The sequence below is a fragment of the Pseudomonas sp. TH32 genome (assembly GCF_016650855.1).
Lineage (GTDB): Bacteria > Pseudomonadota > Gammaproteobacteria > Pseudomonadales > Pseudomonadaceae > Aquipseudomonas.
In genome coordinates, this window is sequence record NZ_JAEKFA010000002.1 from 1,832,037 (window position 1) to 1,847,915 (window position 15,879).

The 15,879-nt window shown below is 61.4% G+C and carries 12 protein-coding genes; 4 read left to right on the forward strand and 8 right to left on the reverse strand.

The features are described from left to right. Positions 1 to 24: 24 nt before the first annotated feature. From efeB to efeU, 3 genes are read right to left on the reverse strand one after another with little or no spacing between them, the layout of a single operon-like run. Positions 25 to 1,332 (reverse strand): iron uptake transporter deferrochelatase/peroxidase subunit, encoded by a 1,308-nt coding sequence (gene efeB, locus JFV30_RS11995; RefSeq protein WP_010169495.1) that lies wholly within the window; start codon positions 1,330 to 1,332, stop codon positions 25 to 27. 14 nt (positions 1,333 to 1,346) lie between these two features. Next, a complete protein-coding gene (gene efeO, locus JFV30_RS12000; RefSeq protein ID WP_169388306.1) occupies positions 1,347 to 2,549 on the reverse strand; it encodes an iron uptake system protein EfeO in 1,203 nt (400 codons plus the stop codon). Between the two features lie 10 nt (positions 2,550 to 2,559). Then, positions 2,560 to 3,408, reverse strand: coding sequence for an iron uptake transporter permease EfeU (gene efeU, locus JFV30_RS12005; protein WP_026078249.1), 849 nt, complete (start codon positions 3,406 to 3,408; stop codon positions 2,560 to 2,562). A gap of 168 nt (positions 3,409 to 3,576) precedes the next feature. Here efeU and JFV30_RS12010 point away from each other — a divergent pair, with 168 nt between their 5' ends. The 4 genes from JFV30_RS12010 (at position 3,577) to JFV30_RS33125 (ending at position 7,975) form a co-directional block, all read left to right on the forward strand. After that, positions 3,577 to 4,599, forward strand: coding sequence for an AraC family transcriptional regulator (locus JFV30_RS12010; protein ID WP_201123902.1), 1,023 nt, complete (start codon positions 3,577 to 3,579; stop codon positions 4,597 to 4,599). A gap of 176 nt (positions 4,600 to 4,775) precedes the next feature. After that, on the forward strand, positions 4,776 to 6,206 hold the full coding sequence (locus tag JFV30_RS12015; RefSeq protein ID WP_201123904.1) for a glutamate decarboxylase: 1,431 nt from the start codon (positions 4,776 to 4,778) through the stop codon (positions 6,204 to 6,206). A gap of 33 nt (positions 6,207 to 6,239) precedes the next feature. Next, positions 6,240 to 7,643, forward strand: a complete 1,404-nt coding sequence (locus JFV30_RS12020; protein ID WP_342215098.1) for an aspartate-alanine antiporter-like transporter — start codon at positions 6,240 to 6,242, stop codon at positions 7,641 to 7,643. Then, positions 7,634 to 7,975, forward strand: coding sequence for an aspartate-alanine antiporter-like transporter (locus tag JFV30_RS33125; RefSeq protein ID WP_242487060.1), 342 nt, complete (start codon positions 7,634 to 7,636; stop codon positions 7,973 to 7,975). The genes JFV30_RS12020 and JFV30_RS33125 overlap by 10 nt, the downstream gene beginning before the upstream one ends. Positions 7,976 to 8,904: 929 nt before the next feature. Here JFV30_RS33125 and JFV30_RS12025 read toward each other — a convergent pair. From JFV30_RS12025 to JFV30_RS12045, 5 genes are all read right to left on the reverse strand, one after another. Then, entirely contained in the window at positions 8,905 to 10,320 is a 1,416-nt protein-coding gene (locus tag JFV30_RS12025; protein ID WP_169388308.1) for an efflux transporter outer membrane subunit, read from the reverse strand. Continuing rightward, positions 10,317 to 13,496 carry an efflux RND transporter permease subunit gene (locus JFV30_RS12030; protein WP_201123906.1) on the reverse strand — a complete coding sequence of 1,060 codons (3,180 nt, stop codon included), beginning with the start codon at positions 13,494 to 13,496 and terminating at the stop codon, positions 10,317 to 10,319. The genes JFV30_RS12025 and JFV30_RS12030 overlap by 4 nt, the downstream gene beginning before the upstream one ends. 15 nt (positions 13,497 to 13,511) lie before the next feature. Next, the gene (gene mexE / locus JFV30_RS12035; RefSeq protein WP_010169483.1) at positions 13,512 to 14,753 is read right to left on the reverse strand and encodes a multidrug efflux RND transporter periplasmic adaptor subunit MexE; all 1,242 of its coding nucleotides are present in this window, start codon (positions 14,751 to 14,753) and stop codon (positions 13,512 to 13,514) included. A 225-nt stretch (positions 14,754 to 14,978) separates the two neighbouring features. After that, entirely contained in the window at positions 14,979 to 15,389 is a 411-nt protein-coding gene (locus JFV30_RS12040) for a DUF3757 domain-containing protein (protein WP_201123908.1), read from the reverse strand. Positions 15,390 to 15,457: 68 nt separating this feature from the next. Further along, positions 15,458 to 15,844: a cupin domain-containing protein gene (locus JFV30_RS12045; protein ID WP_169388311.1), complete on the reverse strand. Its 387-nt coding sequence runs from the start codon at positions 15,842 to 15,844 to the stop codon at positions 15,458 to 15,460. Positions 15,845 to 15,879: the final 35 nt, after the last annotated feature.

A 15,879-nucleotide genomic window follows, 5' to 3' on the forward strand; every position in this document is an offset into this window, starting at 1 on the left:
ACGATTTCCGCTCTGGGGTTTGTTTTAGGTATTGGCAGTGGTTTGTGGATGTGTCGCATCAAGCAGCGTGCGCCCGATGAAATCCTGGGGCCCGGTGACGCCTGGCAAGGTGAAGAAATAACCGCCGCCGACCGGCTTCAGGTATTCCTCCAGGGGCTCGCCGTTGAGCCGGGTTTGTACGCTGATAAAGCCTTTCTCCAGGTCAGCCTGGTAGCAGATGAACAGCAGCCCCATGTCCAGCTGACCGTTTTTATTGACGCCGTTGGAGTAGTTGAACGGCCGGCGCAGGATCAGGTTGGCCTGGGTCTGCGGGGTACGCGGGTTGGCCAGGCGGATGTGCGCATCGAGCTTGGTCAACTTGCCTTCCGGGTCCTTGCTGTAGTCCGGGACCTGGGTTTCTTTCTGGCCGTCCATGGGCGCGCCACTGGTCTTGATCCGGCCAATGATGCTTTCTTGCTCTTGCAGGGGCGTGCGGTCCCAGCGTTCGACGAAGTTGCGGATGATCCGCACCGCCTGGTAGCTGCCATTGGCGGCCCAGGCCGGTTCGTCACTGCCGGGTTGAACCCACACAATCTGGTCCATTGCCTTGTTGTCGTTGGAGTTCGGGTTGGCCGAACCGTCGCGAAAACCGAGGAAGTTGCGCGCACTTTGTGCCGGCTCACCCGGGCGGGCAGGGGCCTGGGGCGGCACGCTGCCTTCCTGTTTCCAGCGCACCAGCAACAGGTCCGGCATGTTCTTCACGATGTCGCGCAGGGCGTGGATGTTGGTGTCCGGGGTGTTGGAGCTGAACTGCAGGCTCAGGTCGCCGTGGCACTGCGCCGGTTCCAGCGCATCGTTGGGGAAACCGACCATGCGGATCAGGCGCTTGGGCTTGACGGCGGCCAGGCCGAAACGCTCGTCGAACAGCGACTCGCCGACCGAGACGGTGATGGTCAGGTTATCCGGCGTCACCACCGGGCCGAGGATGCCGGAATCGGTAGGCGGCAGTTTCGGGTCGACTTGCACCACGGTGCCGCCGGTCATCAGGAACGCGATGCGCTCGTTGAGGGTGCGGAACAGCCGCTCCAGGTCTTCGCGGTCGCTGGCCAGTACGTCAAACGACACCAGCATGCCGCAGGCCGGGCGCGGGGTGACGATGCCGGTCTGGTGCTTGCCATGGAAATCGTGGTGGTCCTGGGTCTTTTCACTGCTTGGCGCGGTGGTCACTTGCGCAGCCGCGTTGGCGGCCATCGCCGGGCAGCTCAGGCTGCTGCCGGCAATGGCGGCGCCGGTGGCAGCCATGCCCAGCAATACACGACGACGCTGGGCGGAAAATTGTTCTGAATCACTCATGTCTACGGTCGTCTTCACTTCAGGCCGGAAAGGCCAAGGGCGGGGTCGATTCCATCGAGTGCAACGGCCAGAGCCTTGGCCTTGTCGGCGATCTGCTTGCGCTGATCGGCGGTAACGCTGTCATACGTGGCGTAGCGGCCATCGACTTTCAAGCCGTTGAGCTGGGCGTCGAGGGCGGTGATCGCACTGTCGATGCCTGGCAGCAATGGCTCGGCCGATTTGGTCAACAGTGGGCGCATCAGGTCGACCACCTTGCGGGCGGCGTCCAGGTTGGCGGCGAAACCGTTCAGGTCGATATGGCTGTAGCGTTCTTCCTCGCCACTGGCGGCGCGGACGTCAGCCAGGCTGTTGAGGTTGCGCACCACAATGCTCACCAGTTGTTCCGGCGGCAGCGACTGGGCCAGCAATTGTTGCTTGAGGCTGGTGACGTCGGTGACCAGGCGCTGGGCGACCGGGGTCAGGCCGTCGAGGTTGCGCTGCTGGAACAGGCCGTATTCAAGGCGGTGGAAGCCGCTGAAGGCCGGGTCCTGCTCGCGTTTTTCAAAGTAGTCGGCGCGGGCGTTGATCGCGTTGTCCAGTTCCGCCAGGCGTTGCGAGGCCGGGGCCAGGCGCTGGTAAGCCTCGCGGGCCGGCACGTAGAGTGCCTGGGCCTGGGTAAGGTCGCCGGCTTCGATGGCTTGTTCAAGCGCGGTAACGGCCTTGACCAGGGCGCTGCCCTGGCTGCTCAGGTACACGCGGAATTCCGACAGCGGGCCGATAAACGCCACCATCGACGGTTTGGCCTTGGCTTGGGCATCGGACTCGGCTGTTGGCGTGACCTTCAAGGTGCCACGCGGGTTGCTCAGCAGGCCGCAGGTGATCTGGTAGTCGCCGGGCAGCAGGTTGGCGTTGATCACCTGGCTCAGGCCCGGGGCGATGTTTTCGCGTTCTTCGACCACCAGCACGCCGTCGAGGATTTCCCACTCCACGGCACGGTCCGAGCGGTTGATGATGCGAAAACTGGCGTGGCCGGCCGGCACCGTCAGCGCGTTCGGCTCGCAGCTGTGGGCGTGGATGGTCACGGCAATTTCATTGTGGTTGGCCTGGCGCTTGGAGGCTGCCAGTTGCGAGGCGTAGTAGAACAGGCCACCGGCGGCGATCATCACGACCACCGAGCCGCCCACCGCCCAGCGCAAGGCGCGGGAGGGCGGAGCCGGTTGAGGGGTTTGGTTGGACAAGAGGCGGTCCTTACTGGCTGGAAACGGAAGAGGTTGTACGGGTGGCCGGCTTGCTCGGCGGCGCCGGCAAGAAGAACATCACCAGGGCCACCACCAGGTAAATCAGGTAGGCCCCGAGGGTGCTGACGGTCGGGGCGTCCTGGTAGCCGAACATGCCGGCCAGCACCGAGCCCAGCGGGCCATCCATCGGCAGCGTCGCGCTGAAATCGAACAGGACGGTTTGCAGGTGGTTCCACACCCCGGCTTCGTGCAGGGCTTGTACCGAGTTGGCCAGGATGCCGGCGGCCACCACCAGGATGAACAGGCCGGTCCAGCGGAAGAACGCACCGAGGTTCAGGCGCATGCTGCCGGTGTAGATCAGGAAGCCGACGATGATCGCCAGGATCAGGCCGAGCAGGGCGCCAATCGGCGCGCCCGGGCCTTCGCTCTGCTGGAACACGGCCAGCAGGAAGAACACGGTTTCCAGGCCTTCGCGGGCCACGGCGAAAAACACCATGGCGATCAGCGCGGTGACCTGGTGTTTGGACCCGGCCAGGGCGTGATCGAGGGATTCATGCAGGGAATGCTTGATGGAGCGCGCCACCTTGCGCATCCAGAACACCATGGAACTGAGAATGCCCACGGCTACCAGGCCGACGATGCCTTCAAACAGTTCCTGTTGTTTTTGCGGGAATTCGGCACTGACCAGCTCCAGGCCACCGCCCACCAGCAGCGCCAGGGCGGCTGCCAGAAAAACGCCGATCCACACTGCTGGCATGTACTGGCCACGGCCGGTCTGCTTGAGATAACTGGCAATAATACCAACGATCAAGGCCGCTTCTATGCCTTCACGCAGCATGATTAAAAATGGAACAAGCATTCGGCACCGAATCATCATTAGATAGGATGCTAAGTTGTAACATAATGATACTCATTACTAAACAGTAAATATTGACCTTTACTGAACCTTGACTGAACGGTGGTGGCAAACCGCAACCGCCACTAGAATGCGCGGCATCGTTCCAGCCACCGGACTGCGCCATACCCCATGTCGGAAAAAGACACGATCTCCATCCATCTGGTGCGCGAAGCCCTGTTGCAGAGCTGCGCGCCGGGTGCGGCGACCCACGAAGTGCTGACCAAGGTCGGGATTGATCCGGCGCTGCTGGAACAGCCAGCCGCACGCGTCCCGGCGACGGCTTACGCGCGTCTGTGGCGCCTGCTGGCACGGCGCATGGACGATGAATTTTTCGGCATGGACCCGCGCAAGCTCAAATCCGGCAGCCTGGAATTCCTTTGTCGCGCCTCGATGGCGCAACCGACCCTGGCCGCAGCGCTGGAAACCGGCCTGGGCTTTCTGTCGCTGATGTTCGAGCGCATGCCTGCACAACTGGTACACCAGCAGAGCCTGGCAGAAATCGTATTGTGGGAGCCGGAGCCGGAACCCAAGCGGGCCTTCACCTATTTCGCCTACTGGATGATCGTCCATGGCGTTGCCTGCTGGCTGGCGGGGCGGCGCATCCCGATCCTGGCGATTGAATTGCGCTGCCCGCAACCGGACTTTTGCGACGACTACCAGGTGATGTTCTCCGACAACCTGCGTTTCGACCGGCCCCGCACCCGGATGATTTTCTCCGCCGACTGCCTCGAGCTGCCGATCAAGCGCAGCCCGGAAGAGCTCAAGCGCTTCCTGGCCCATGCCCCGGCCAATATCCTGGTCAAATACCGCGACCCCGACAGCCTCGCCACCCGCATCAAGACCGACCTGCGGCAAATGCCCGCTGACACCTGGCCGGAAACCGAAGGGCTGGCGGCGTCCCTGTGCATCTCGGCGTCGACCCTGCGCCGGCGCCTGGCGGAAGAAGGGCAGACCTACCAGGGCCTCAAGGACAGCGTGCGCAAGGAACTGGCGATTGTGTGGCTGGCCGATGCCGACATCAGCTTTTCCGAAATCGCCACCCGTCTGGGGTTTGCCGACGCCAGCTCGTTCTACAAGGCGTTTCGCAAGTGGTCGGGCTCAAACCCGGGGCACTATCGCAGCCTGATATTGAACGAAGCGATGAGCCAATAGGTCACTGCCAGGCTGGACTGCTTATCCACGGCTTTGATGATCTGGGTCACTTTCCTGTGCCGCAATGCGTGTGATATTCGGCGCCACCACTCCATCGTTTGTTTCCTGACGCAGCCTGATCGGCATTTGTCGCGATCAACGTCTACGCCATTTCCCTCATTCAAGAGCAGGATTTCATGGCACTTCACAGAACCGTAGAGACCCAGGACCAAGCCATCGAAGACGTCTATTCGAGTGGCTCTGCCCAGCACAAGCTCCCCAAGTACCGCCTCCCGGACCACTCGACCACACCCTCGGCCGCCTACAACCTGGTGCGTGACGAACTGCTGCTGGACGGTAACTCCCGGCAAAACCTGGCGACCTTCTGCACCACCTGGGTCGAGCCCGAAGTGCAGCAGTTGATGGCCGATGCCCTCGACAAAAACATGATCGACAAGGATGAATACCCGCAAACGGCCGAAATCGAAAACCGTTGCGTGCACATCATTGCCGACCTGTGGCACGCACCGAAGTCGTGGCAAACCGTCGGCTGCTCCACCACCGGCTCCAGCGAAGCGGCGATGCTCGGAGGTCTGGCCCTTAAATGGAGCTGGAAGAAGCGCCGCGAAGCCGCAGGCTTGCCCACCGACAAACCGAACTTCGTGTGCGGGCCGGTACAGATTTGCTGGAAGAAATTCGCCCGCTATTTCGACGTGGGGATTCGCGAAGTGCCATTGCGCGGCGACGCCCTGGGCCTGCGCCCGGCCGACCTGCGGGAATATTGCGACGAAAACACCATCGGCGTGGTGGCGACCTTGGGCGTGACCTTTACCGGGATCTACGAACCGGTCGCCGCCCTGGCGGCCGAGCTGGATTCGATGCAACGTGACCTGGGCCTGGATATCCCGATCCATGTCGACGCCGCCAGCGGCGGGTTTATCGCCCCGTTCATCCAGCAGGAACTGCAATGGGACTTCATGATCGAGCGTGTCAAATCGATCAACGCCTCGGGCCACAAGTACGGCCTGGCACCGCTGGGTGTGGGCTGGGTGATCTGGCGCTCCACCGAAGACCTGCCGGAAGAGCTGATCTTCTACGTCGATTACCTGGGCGGCAACATGGCCACCTTTGCCCTCAACTTCAGCCGGCCCGGCGGTGAAATCATCGCCCAGTACTACAACTTCCTGCGGCTGGGGCGCGATGGCTACACGCGGATTCAACAAGCGTGCTCGGATACGGCGCAATGGCTGGCGTCGGAAATTACCAAATTCGCCCCGCTGGAACTGGTGTACGACGGCAAGGACGGGCTGCCGGCGGTTTGCTACAAGCTCAAGGAAGGCGTTGATCACGGTTTCAGCCTCTATGACCTGTCGGAGCGCGTGCGCATGCGCGGCTGGCAGATTGCGTCTTACCCGTTGCCGTCCGATCGCCAGAACATCGTGGTGCAGCGCATCCTGGTACGGCATGGCGTGAGCCGTGACCTTGTAGCGCTGTTGCTGGAAGACTTGCGCAAGGCAGTTGCCTACCTGCAGAAAAACCCCGTGGAGCATTCCGACGCGGGCCCAAGCTTCAGCCATGGCGCCATTGCCGACCCGGTCGTGCCGGCCGACACCCCGAACCTCGACTGAACGCACTGAACACTCACCGGGCCTCGAAGCCCGGTGCCTTTAGCGTTGCATCGCCAGGTACGCATCATCGTGATTGCCTTCTTCAGTTTCCTGCACGACAACCCTTACATCCTGCTGTTCCTGGTGGTCGGCCTGTCCGTCTGGGTCGGGCGCGGTACCATCAAGGGCTATGGCCTGGGCGCGGTGGCCGGGGCCATCGTGATCGGCTGCGCGATTGCGACCTGGGCGTCGTATTACGGCGTGCATTTCGAACTCGATAACTTCACCAAGAGCCTGTTTTATTACCTGTTCATGTACGGCGTCGGGTTGCGGGTCGGGCCTTCGTTCATCAACAGCCTTAAGGGCGATGGCCTGAAGTTCACCTTCCTGGCGATTCTGTCCTCGTTCCTCGGGCTCGGCATCGTGGTGCTTGGCGTGCGCCTGTTATCGCTGCCGGTAGGCGCGGCGGGCGGGATTCTTGCCGGTTCGCAAACCATGTCGGCGGCCATTGGTTCCGCCGAACAGGCCATCACCTCGGGCGTGGTGCCACTGCCGCCGGGCACCACGGCGGCAGCGGCCACGGCGATGATCGCGCTGTCCTACGGCATCACTTATATCTGGGGCACGGTCGGCATCATCCTGATCTGCAAATACCTGCCGCGCTGGTGGGGTGTGGATGCGCGCAAGGCGGCCAAGCAATATGAAGTCGAGCACGGCGTGCCGAACGTCGATGATGCGGGGCTCAGCGGTTATCGACCGTTTGACCTGCGGGCTTATCGGCTGGTGAATCCGGAGCTGGTGGGGCAGAGCATCGCGCAGTTTCGCGAGCGGTTTGCGCTGTACCAGATCGAGAACGTCGAGCGCGGTGACCAGTTGCTGGGAGCCGATCCGACATTGGTGTTGCAACTGGGCGACGTGATTGCGCTGGGTGGGAGCCTGGACGCACTGACCGATCACATGGGCCTGATCGGTCCGGAAGTGCCGGATGCCCGGGCGCTGAATATACCGCTGGATGAAGCGGTGATTCTGGTGACCCACAAGGATGCCGTGGGCAAGGCACTCAAGGAATTCAGCCAGTCGCCGATTGCCGGGCAGGTGCAGTTGGTGGGGATTGAGCGGGGTGGGGCGCCGATTCCCATGGGGTTGGAAACCCGTCTGCAACGCCTGGATGTGATGCACCTGATTGGCCTGCGCAGTGCTATCGACAAGGCCACGGCGTTGTTGGGCAAGGCGGGGCGGCCGAGTACCGCGACTGATTTGCTCACGTTGTCCCTGGGCATGGTGCTGGGCTTGCTGATCGGGCTGATTCAAGTGCCGGCGTTCGGTGCGGCGGTTGGGCTGGGGAATGCCGGTGGGTTGCTGGTGTCGGGGATTATTGTTTCGTCGCTGGTATCCCGGGTGCGGTTTTTGGTAATACGCCGAACGCGGCACGCAACATCCTCGAAGACATGGGGCTGATTTTCTTTGTTGCGATTGTGGGGGTGAATGCGGGGGCGAATCTGGTTTCGCAGATCAGCGCGATTATTGCGTTGAAGATCTTTTTGCTGGGGTTTGTGGCGTGCACGATTCCGCCGTTTATTGTTTGGGCGGTGGGGTTTCATCTGTTCAAGATCAACCCGGCGATTCTCATGGGCGGTGTCGCAGGGGCGCGCAGCCACTCGGGGCCGGCGCGTGAGGCGGCCAAGGAAATCGACAGTACTGTGCCGTGGATTGGGTTTCCTGTGGCGTATGCGGTGTCGGGGATTTTGCTCACTGTGTTTGGGTATTTTGCCATGGTGCTTGCGCGGTAGCGGTTTGAGGGGGCATATCCATTATTTAGGTAACGGCTACCTATGGTTTCGCTCTTACAGCGAGTCACTTTGCAAAAGCGGCAAAGTAACCAAAACGCTCTGCCCCGCCTGTCGGCACCTCGCTAGGGCTCGGTGTTCCCTCACTCCGGCGATGCTCCGCGGGCCGCCGCGATGGGCCATCCTTGGCCCAGCGCGGCTAAACCGGCGTCCTGCCGGTTCACCCGCTCCGCACCACCTGCGTTCGGCCTCGGGCTTATTGGGGCAGTCAGAGCCAGATCAAGATCAAAATCTACAGCACAGCGGCCTACAGGCCGGCTTGAGTGGTAGAAGCCAGAGCAAAAGTCAAAGCGAAAGCAAAGCTGTTTTTCTGTAGGAGCCGGCTTGCCGGCGAAAAACCTGAGAGCGCCGCGTTCATTCAGGACGCCAACGTCATCGTTAACGACCATCGCCGGCAAGCCAGCTCCTACAGGGGATCGTGCCCACTTTAGCTTTTGATTTTGCTTTTGCTTCTACCACTCAAGCCGGCCTGTAGGCCGCTGTGCTGTTGATCTGCTTTTGATCTTGATCTTAGGCGCCCCGTTAAACCACGCTGGCCGAACGCAGGTGGTGCGGAGCGGGTAAACCGGCAGGACGCCGGTTTAGCCGCGACGGGGCAGGGACGCCCCGTCGCGGCGGCCCGCGGAGTAATGCCGGAGTGAGGGCACACCGAGCCTAGGCGAGGTGCCGAGTGGTGGGGCAAGAGCCTTTTGGTTACTTTTGGGCTCCTTTCAAAAGTGACCCGCTGTAAGAGCGGAACCAATAGCCGCCATAACCCAAATAACGGATATACACACAAACCCCCAGCCCAAAAAAAAGCCCCGCGACCGAATGAGGGCACGGGGCAAAAAATTGGCTGGATGCGACCAACCAAAGGAGCTCTTTAAATCACATCACTTGGCACTGGCGATGGTGGTACTCGGCTGCCAGCCACCCCCCAACGCCTTGTAGATCGCCACGATGCCGCGATACAGATCCACCTCGGCCTGAGCCTGGGAGTCCTCGGCGGCCAGACGCTCACGCTGTGCGTCCAGCAACACCAGGAAGTCCACGGTCCCTTCGCGGTAGCGAATCTCCGCCAGATCGGCAGCGGCGCGGCTCGACTCACTCTGACGAATCAGCGAGACCAGGCGCTGCTGGCGTTTGCCGTAATCACTGAAGGCATTTTCCGATTCTTCCAGCGCCAGCAACACCTGCTGCTCATACGTCGCCAGGGCACCATCAGCCTCGGCATCCGCGCCCCGCAACCGCGCCCTCACGCTGCCCAGGTCAAACGCCGCCCAGGTAATGCTCGGGCCCAGCGACCAGGCATTGGCCGCCGCCGAACCAATCTGCGAACCGCGCCCGGCAGTAAAGCCAAGGAAACCACTGAGGCTCACCCGTGGAAACAGATCAGCCTTGGCCACCCCAATCCGCGCGGTGGCTGCTGCCAATTTACGCTCGGCACTGAGGATGTCCGGGCGACGTTGCAGCAGTTGCCCCGGGTCCCCAATCGGCAATGCCTTGGCAATCGCCGGCAAGTCTTTCGGGCTCAGGTCCACGGTCAACTTGTCCGGGCGCTCGCCGAGCAGGGTGGCGATGCGGTTACGCTCGCGCACTTCCTCGGCCTGCAGTTGCGGCACGCTGGCTTCTACAGCGGCCAGACGCGCATCGGCACGCACCACGTCGAGCTGATCGCCCACACCGGCATCCCGCAGGCTGACGGTGATGCCCCGTGAATCTTCCTGGTTCTTCAGGTTGGCAACGGCAATTTTCTCGCGCAGTTGCGCGCCCCGCAGTTGACCGTAGGCATCCACCAGCTCGGCAATCATGGTGACTTGCAACTGATACAGATCGGCTTCGGCTGCCTGTTGGTCAGCGTCGCTGGCTTCCAGGTTGCGGCGGATGCGCCCGAACAAATCCACTTCCCAGGCCATATCCAGGCCCAGGTCATACCGCTCGCTGTTGACGCGGTTGGTGGTCTGGCCGGGAATCTGGCCTTTGCCCACGTCGCTGCTGACGCGGCTGGTGATCACCGGCATCACGTCGTTGGCGGCATCATCACGAATCGCCCGGGCCGCCCGCAGGCGGGCAAATGCCACCCGCAGGTCACGGTTGCCGTTCAGGGATTGAGTCACCAACTGGTTGAGGGTCGGGTCGTCGAACTGCTGCCACCAGATGCCTTCGTACTTCGCGTGGTCGTACTGCTTGGCGTCGGCGGCGGCCGTTACGTTGGCCGCCTCCAGTGGCTGGGTTTTATAGTCCGGGCCCACGGCACAGGCGCTCAGCGCCAGTACCAGCAAGCTCGGCAGAAATACTTTCACGCTCATTGCTGTGTCTCCAGCTTCAAGGCCTTGGCCGCTTTGCGGGCCTCACCGCGCTCAACAAACCGGCGGATCAGTACATAGAACACTGGCGTCAGCAGCAGACCGAAGAAGGTCACACCGATCATCCCGGAGAACACCGCCACACCCATGGCATGACGCATCTCGGCACCGGCACCGCTGGACAACACCAGAGGCACCACACCCATGATGAAGGCGAACGAGGTCATCAGGATCGGCCGCAGACGCAGACGGCAGGCTTCCAGTACCGCGGCGAGCGGGTCGAGGCCTTCCTGCTGTTTATCCTTGGCGAACTCGACGATCAGAATCGCGTTCTTACAGGCCAGGCCCACCAGTACGATCAGGCCAATCTGGGTAAAGATGTTGTTGTCGCCACCGGAGATAATCACCCCGGTAATGGCCGACAGCAGGGTCATCGGTACGATCAGGATCACCGCCAGTGGCAGGCTCCAGCTTTCGTATTGGGCGGCCAGCACCAGGAACGCCAGCAGTACGCAGAGCGGGAACACGAACAGCGCGGTGTTGCCCGAGAGGATTTGCTGATAGGTCAGGTCGGTCCACTCGTAGGTCATGCCGTTGGGCAGTTCATCTTTCAACAGTTTCTCGATCGCCGCCTGGGCCTGGCCGGAGCTGTAGCCCGGTGCGGCGTTGCCGTTGATCTCTGCTGTGATGAAGCCGTTGTAGTGCATCACGCGGTCCGGGCCCGAGGTGTCGCTGACCTTGATGAAGGTCGCCAGCGGGATCATCTCGCCTTTGTTGTTACGTACTTTCAACTGACCGATCTGGTCTTCATCCAGGCGGAACTGTTGATCAGCCTGCACGTTGACCTGGTAAGTCCGGCCGAAGCGGTTGAAGTCGTTGGCATACAACGAACCCAGGTAGATCTGCAGGGTGTCGAAGATGTCGCTGATCGCCACGCCGTGGGTCTTGGCCTTTTCGCGGTCGATGGCAGCATCGACCTGGGGCACGTTGACCGTGTAGCTGGTGAACAGGCCGAACAACTCAGGGGTGGTGCGGCTCTTGGTGATGATGTTCTGCACTTCTTTGTACAGTTCTTCATACCCGAGGTTGCCACGGTCTTCGATCTGCAGGCGGAACCCGCCGATCGTCCCCAGGCCCTGTACCGGCGGCGGCGGGAAGATCGCCATGTAGGCTTCCTGGATGCCGGCGTACTTGCCGTTCAGTGCGCCGGCAATCGCGCCGGCCGACATGCTCGGGTCTTTACGCTCGTCGAACGGCTTCAAGGTCACGAACACGATGCCGCTGTTCGGGCTGTTGGTGAACCCGTTGATCGACAGGCCGGGGAACGCCACGGCGCTGTCCACGCCTGGCTGTTTCAGCGCGATGTCGGACATGCGCTTGATCACGTCTTCGGTACGGTCCAGGCTCGCGGCGTCCGGCAATTGCGCGAAGGCCACCAGGTATTGCTTGTCCTGGGCCGGTACGAAACCGGTAGGTGTGTGGGCAAAGCCCAGCCACGTCAGGACCATCAGGCCGGCGTACAGGAACAGGGCGATACCACTGCCGCGAATCACTCGGCGCACAGTGCCGACGTAACCATGGCTGGCCTTGTCGAAGAAGCGGTTGAACGGTTTGAACAACCAGCCGCCCAGCAACTTGTCGAGGAACTTGGAGAAGCCGTCTTTCGGTGCGTTGTGACCTTTAAGCAATACCGCGGCCAGTGCCGGCGACAAGGTCAGCGAGTTGAACGCCGAAATCACCGTCGAGATCGCAATGGTCAAGGCGAACTGCTTATAGAACTGCCCGGTCAAGCCGCTGATAAAGGCCGCTGGAATGAACACCGCACACAGCACCAACGCGGTCGCGATGATCGGGCCGGTCACTTCGCTCATGGCTTTTTCGGTGGCCTGGAACGGTTCCAGTCCCAATTCAATGTTCCGCTCGACGTTCTCCACCACCACGATGGCGTCGTCCACCACGATACCAATGGCGAGTACCAGGCCGAACAGTGACAGCGCGTTGAGTGAGAAGCCGAACAGGTGCATCACCGCAAACGTACCGATCAACGATACCGGCACCGCCACCAACGGAATGATCGAGGCGCGCCAGGTTTGCAGGAACAGGATCACCACCAGCACCACGAGGATCAGGGCTTCGAACAGCGTATGTACCACCGCCTCGATGGAGCCACGCACGAAGATGGTCGGGTCATAGACGATGCTGAAGTCCATGCCTTCCGGGAAGCTCTTTTTCAGCTCCGCCATCTTGTCGCGTACTTCGTTGGAGATCTCGATCGCGTTGGAACCCGGGCGCTGGAAGATCGGGATTGCCACCGCCGGTTGGTTGTTGAGCAGCGAACGCAGGGCGTATTGGCTGGAACCCAGCTCAACCCGTGCGATGTCTTTGAGGCGGGTGATTTCACCGTTGTCGCCTGCGCGAATAACGATGTTCTCGAACTCTTCCTCGGTGACCAGGCGACCCTGGGTGTTCACCGACAACTGGAAGCTGGTGGCATTCGGTGCAGGTTGCGCACCCAGGGCACCGGCGGCCACTTGACGGTTCTGCTCGCGAATCGCGGTCACCACATCCGTGGCGGTCAGGTTGCGCGAAGCGGTCTTGTTCGGGTCCAGCCAAACACGCAGGGAGTAGTCGCCCATGCCGAACAGTTGCACGTCACCCACGCCGCCCAGGCGTGCCAGCTCATCCTTTACGTTGAGCAAGGCATAGTTGGACAGGTAGAGCATGTCGTAGCGCTTGTCCGGGGAGGTCAAGTGCACAACCATGGTCAGGTCGGGGGAGGCCTTGTCCACGGTAATACCGATACGCGTCACTTCCTCAGGCAGCTTTGGCTGAGTCCGGGTGACACGGTTCTGTACCTGCACCTGCGCGTTGTCCAGGTCGGTGCCCAGGGCGAAGGTGATGGTCAGGGTCAGCTTGCCGTCGGCGGTCGACTGCGAGGACATGTACAGCATGTTCTCGACGCCGGTGATCGCTTGCTCCAGCGGGGCGGCTACGGTTTCACCGATGACCTTGGGGTTGGCGCCCGGGAAGTTCGCACGTACCACGACGGTCGGCGGCACCACTTCCGGGTATTCGCTGATCGGCAGCTGGAACAGCGAGATCGCACCCGCGATCAGGATCAGCAGCGAGAGCACCGCTGCGAAGATCGGCCGCGAAATGAAGAACTTGGAAAAATTCATCTTGAGTTGTATCCCTTAACCGCGTGGAGTCGCGACACTGGCGAGCTTGGGCGCGGCTTTATCCGGCGCCACTTGCTCCAGGTTGCTGGCTTCAAGCGCTTGTCGTTGTTGTGCCAAGGCGGCGAGGGTTTCCTTGCTGGCCATCGGGATGGTTTCCGGCGCAACCGGCGACCCCGGGCGAACGCGCTGCAAGCCCTTGACGATGATCGTGTCGTCCTTGTTCAGGCCGCTGCGCACGATGCGCAAGCCTTCGATCTTCGGCCCCAGTTCCACAGCGCGATAGGCGGGCTTGTCGCCGTCCATCACCAGTACGAACTTCTTGCCAAGGTCAGTGCCCACGGCTTCATCGTTGATCAGTACGGCGGAGTAGGTGCCGCTGCCGACCAGCTTCAAGCGGGCATACAGGCCAGGGGTGTATTCACCCTTGCTGTTGTCGAACACGGCGCGACCGCGAATGGTGCCGGTGGCCGGGTTGACCTGGTTGTCGACGAAGTTCATCTGGCCCAGGTGCGGGTTGCCGTCTTCATTGGACAGGCCCAGGTACACCGGAGTGGTAGCGCCACGGCGACCCTGGCGTGCGAGTTCGGTGTACTTGAGGTACACGCGCTCATCGGCATCGAAGTAGGCGTAGACCTTGTCGGTGGACACCACGCTGGTCAGCGCGGTGACATCGGCGGTCACCAGGTTGCCGGCGGTGATCTCGGCACGGCTGACACGGCCGCTGATGGGCGAGGTGACGCGGGTGAAGCTCAGGTTCAGCTTGGCCAGGTCCAACTGCGCCTGGATCCCGGCCACTGTGGCGTGGGCTTCCTGGGCGGCGGTGGTGCGCGAGTCGGCCAGTTCGGCGGAGATCGCATTGCTCTGGCGCAGGCGTTCGCCGCGCTGGGCTTCGTTATCGCTGCGGGTGGCGGCGGCCTTGGTTTGGGCAAGTTGTGCTTCGAGGCGGCGCACTTCAGCCTGGAACGGACGCGGGTCGATCTGGAACAGCAGGTCGCCTTTCTTGACCAGTGCGCCTTCGGTAAAGGCTACCTGATCGATCTGGCCCGACACGCGCGGACGAATCTGCACGGTTTCCGGTGCTTCGAGGCGGCCGGTGAACTCGTCCCACTCGTTGACCGGTTGTTCCAGCACCTTGGCCACGCTGACGTGGCTCGGTGGCATGGCGGCCGCTTGTTCTGGGGTCTTGCCGCACGCGCTCATCACCATCACGGCCAAAATGGCCAGGGGATAGCGCAAATGTTTGAGTGACTGTTCCATGAGGTGCATCCGCCAATGTATTTAAGATGGGCGGATCATGCTCGGCGGGGTGCTATCTCAGAAATCGAATGAAACAAAGGTAACTATCATTCGGAATGATATAAGCGTAAAGCGAGCCCTCTAGGATGGGGGTTTCGTTAGGGAGCTATCAATAGCGTTGATGACAAAGGACTGTTGCGCAAGATGCAAGGAACAGCGCGCCGTGCAAACTGTCGAGGGTGGTTGCTATTCGAATGTGCACAGCGTGGGGTTGGTTGCCTTGCATTCGTTTCCTGTCCAGGCGCTGCCAACAGGCTTGGCGTTGGCTTGGTTTTTCAGGGTCATGCTCACCGGCTCATGGTTCTGATCGAGGTAGTGGCATGCCACAGACGACTGACCCTGACTGCTTTGGATCACCGCCTTTTCGAACTGGACCTGGTGCAGGTCCGTCTGCTCTGTCATCGGGTTTTGCCCGGTCCATTGCTGACCGCCCGGGCCGGACGCGGTGTAGGCAACCACTTCGCCGGACGGCGTCTTTTTGAAAGCATCGTTAAGGGCATTGGTGGGCGGGCAGGCGCCAGCCCCAGCATAGGCGTTGCCCACCAACGCCATCAGGGTAATCACGAGGGCTGAGGTTTTCTTGAGCTGCCTATTCATCACGCGTGCTCCTGATCTTGAGAAACAGTCACGTGAAGACTAGCCCAAACAGGTAACGCCGGACGCTGTTAAATCCACACGTCGTTGATCGCGGTGCGCTCCCCACCTTCCGTGCCGGTGTTCAACACACCGCAGGGCTCGATCAACAGCAACTTCACCTCACCCAATGCGTGCGGCTTGTGCTCGACGCCTTTGGGCACCACGTACATTTCCCCTTGGCCGATCGTCACGGCGCCATCGCGAAAGTCGATGCGCAGCGTGCCTTCCAGCACGATAAAGGTTTCATCGGTGTCGGCATGGTCGTGCCAGATGAAGTCACCTTCAATCTTCACCACCTTGAACTGGTAGTCGTTCATTTGCGCGACGACCTTGGGCGCCCATTGCTCGCTGAACAGGGCGTATTTGCTGGCGAAGTTGATCGGTGTGTAATTCGTCGAGGTGGAGGTGGCAGGCATTGGAGGTTCCAGGGTTTCATTAGGTCGGAGCCCTA

Coding starts and splice junctions, on each gene's coding strand:
- JFV30_RS12010 (WP_201123902.1), top strand. CDS start 3,577: ATGTCGGAAAAAGACACGATCTCCATCCATCTGGTGCGCGAAGCCCTG.
- JFV30_RS12030 (WP_201123906.1), bottom strand. CDS start 13,496: ATGAATTTTTCCAAGTTCTTCATTTCGCGGCCGATCTTCGCAGCGGTG.
- JFV30_RS33125 (WP_242487060.1), top strand. CDS start 7,634: ATGGGGCTGATTTTCTTTGTTGCGATTGTGGGGGTGAATGCGGGGGCG.
- JFV30_RS12015 (WP_201123904.1), top strand. CDS start 4,776: ATGGCACTTCACAGAACCGTAGAGACCCAGGACCAAGCCATCGAAGAC.
- mexE (WP_010169483.1), bottom strand. CDS start 14,753: ATGGAACAGTCACTCAAACATTTGCGCTATCCCCTGGCCATTTTGGCC.
- JFV30_RS12025 (WP_169388308.1), bottom strand. CDS start 10,320: ATGAGCGTGAAAGTATTTCTGCCGAGCTTGCTGGTACTGGCGCTGAGC.
- efeU (WP_026078249.1), bottom strand. CDS start 3,408: ATGCTTGTTCCATTTTTAATCATGCTGCGTGAAGGCATAGAAGCGGCC.
- efeB (WP_010169495.1), bottom strand. CDS start 1,332: ATGAGTGATTCAGAACAATTTTCCGCCCAGCGTCGTCGTGTATTGCTG.
- JFV30_RS12040 (WP_201123908.1), bottom strand. CDS start 15,389: ATGAATAGGCAGCTCAAGAAAACCTCAGCCCTCGTGATTACCCTGATG.
- JFV30_RS12045 (WP_169388311.1), bottom strand. CDS start 15,844: ATGCCTGCCACCTCCACCTCGACGAATTACACACCGATCAACTTCGCC.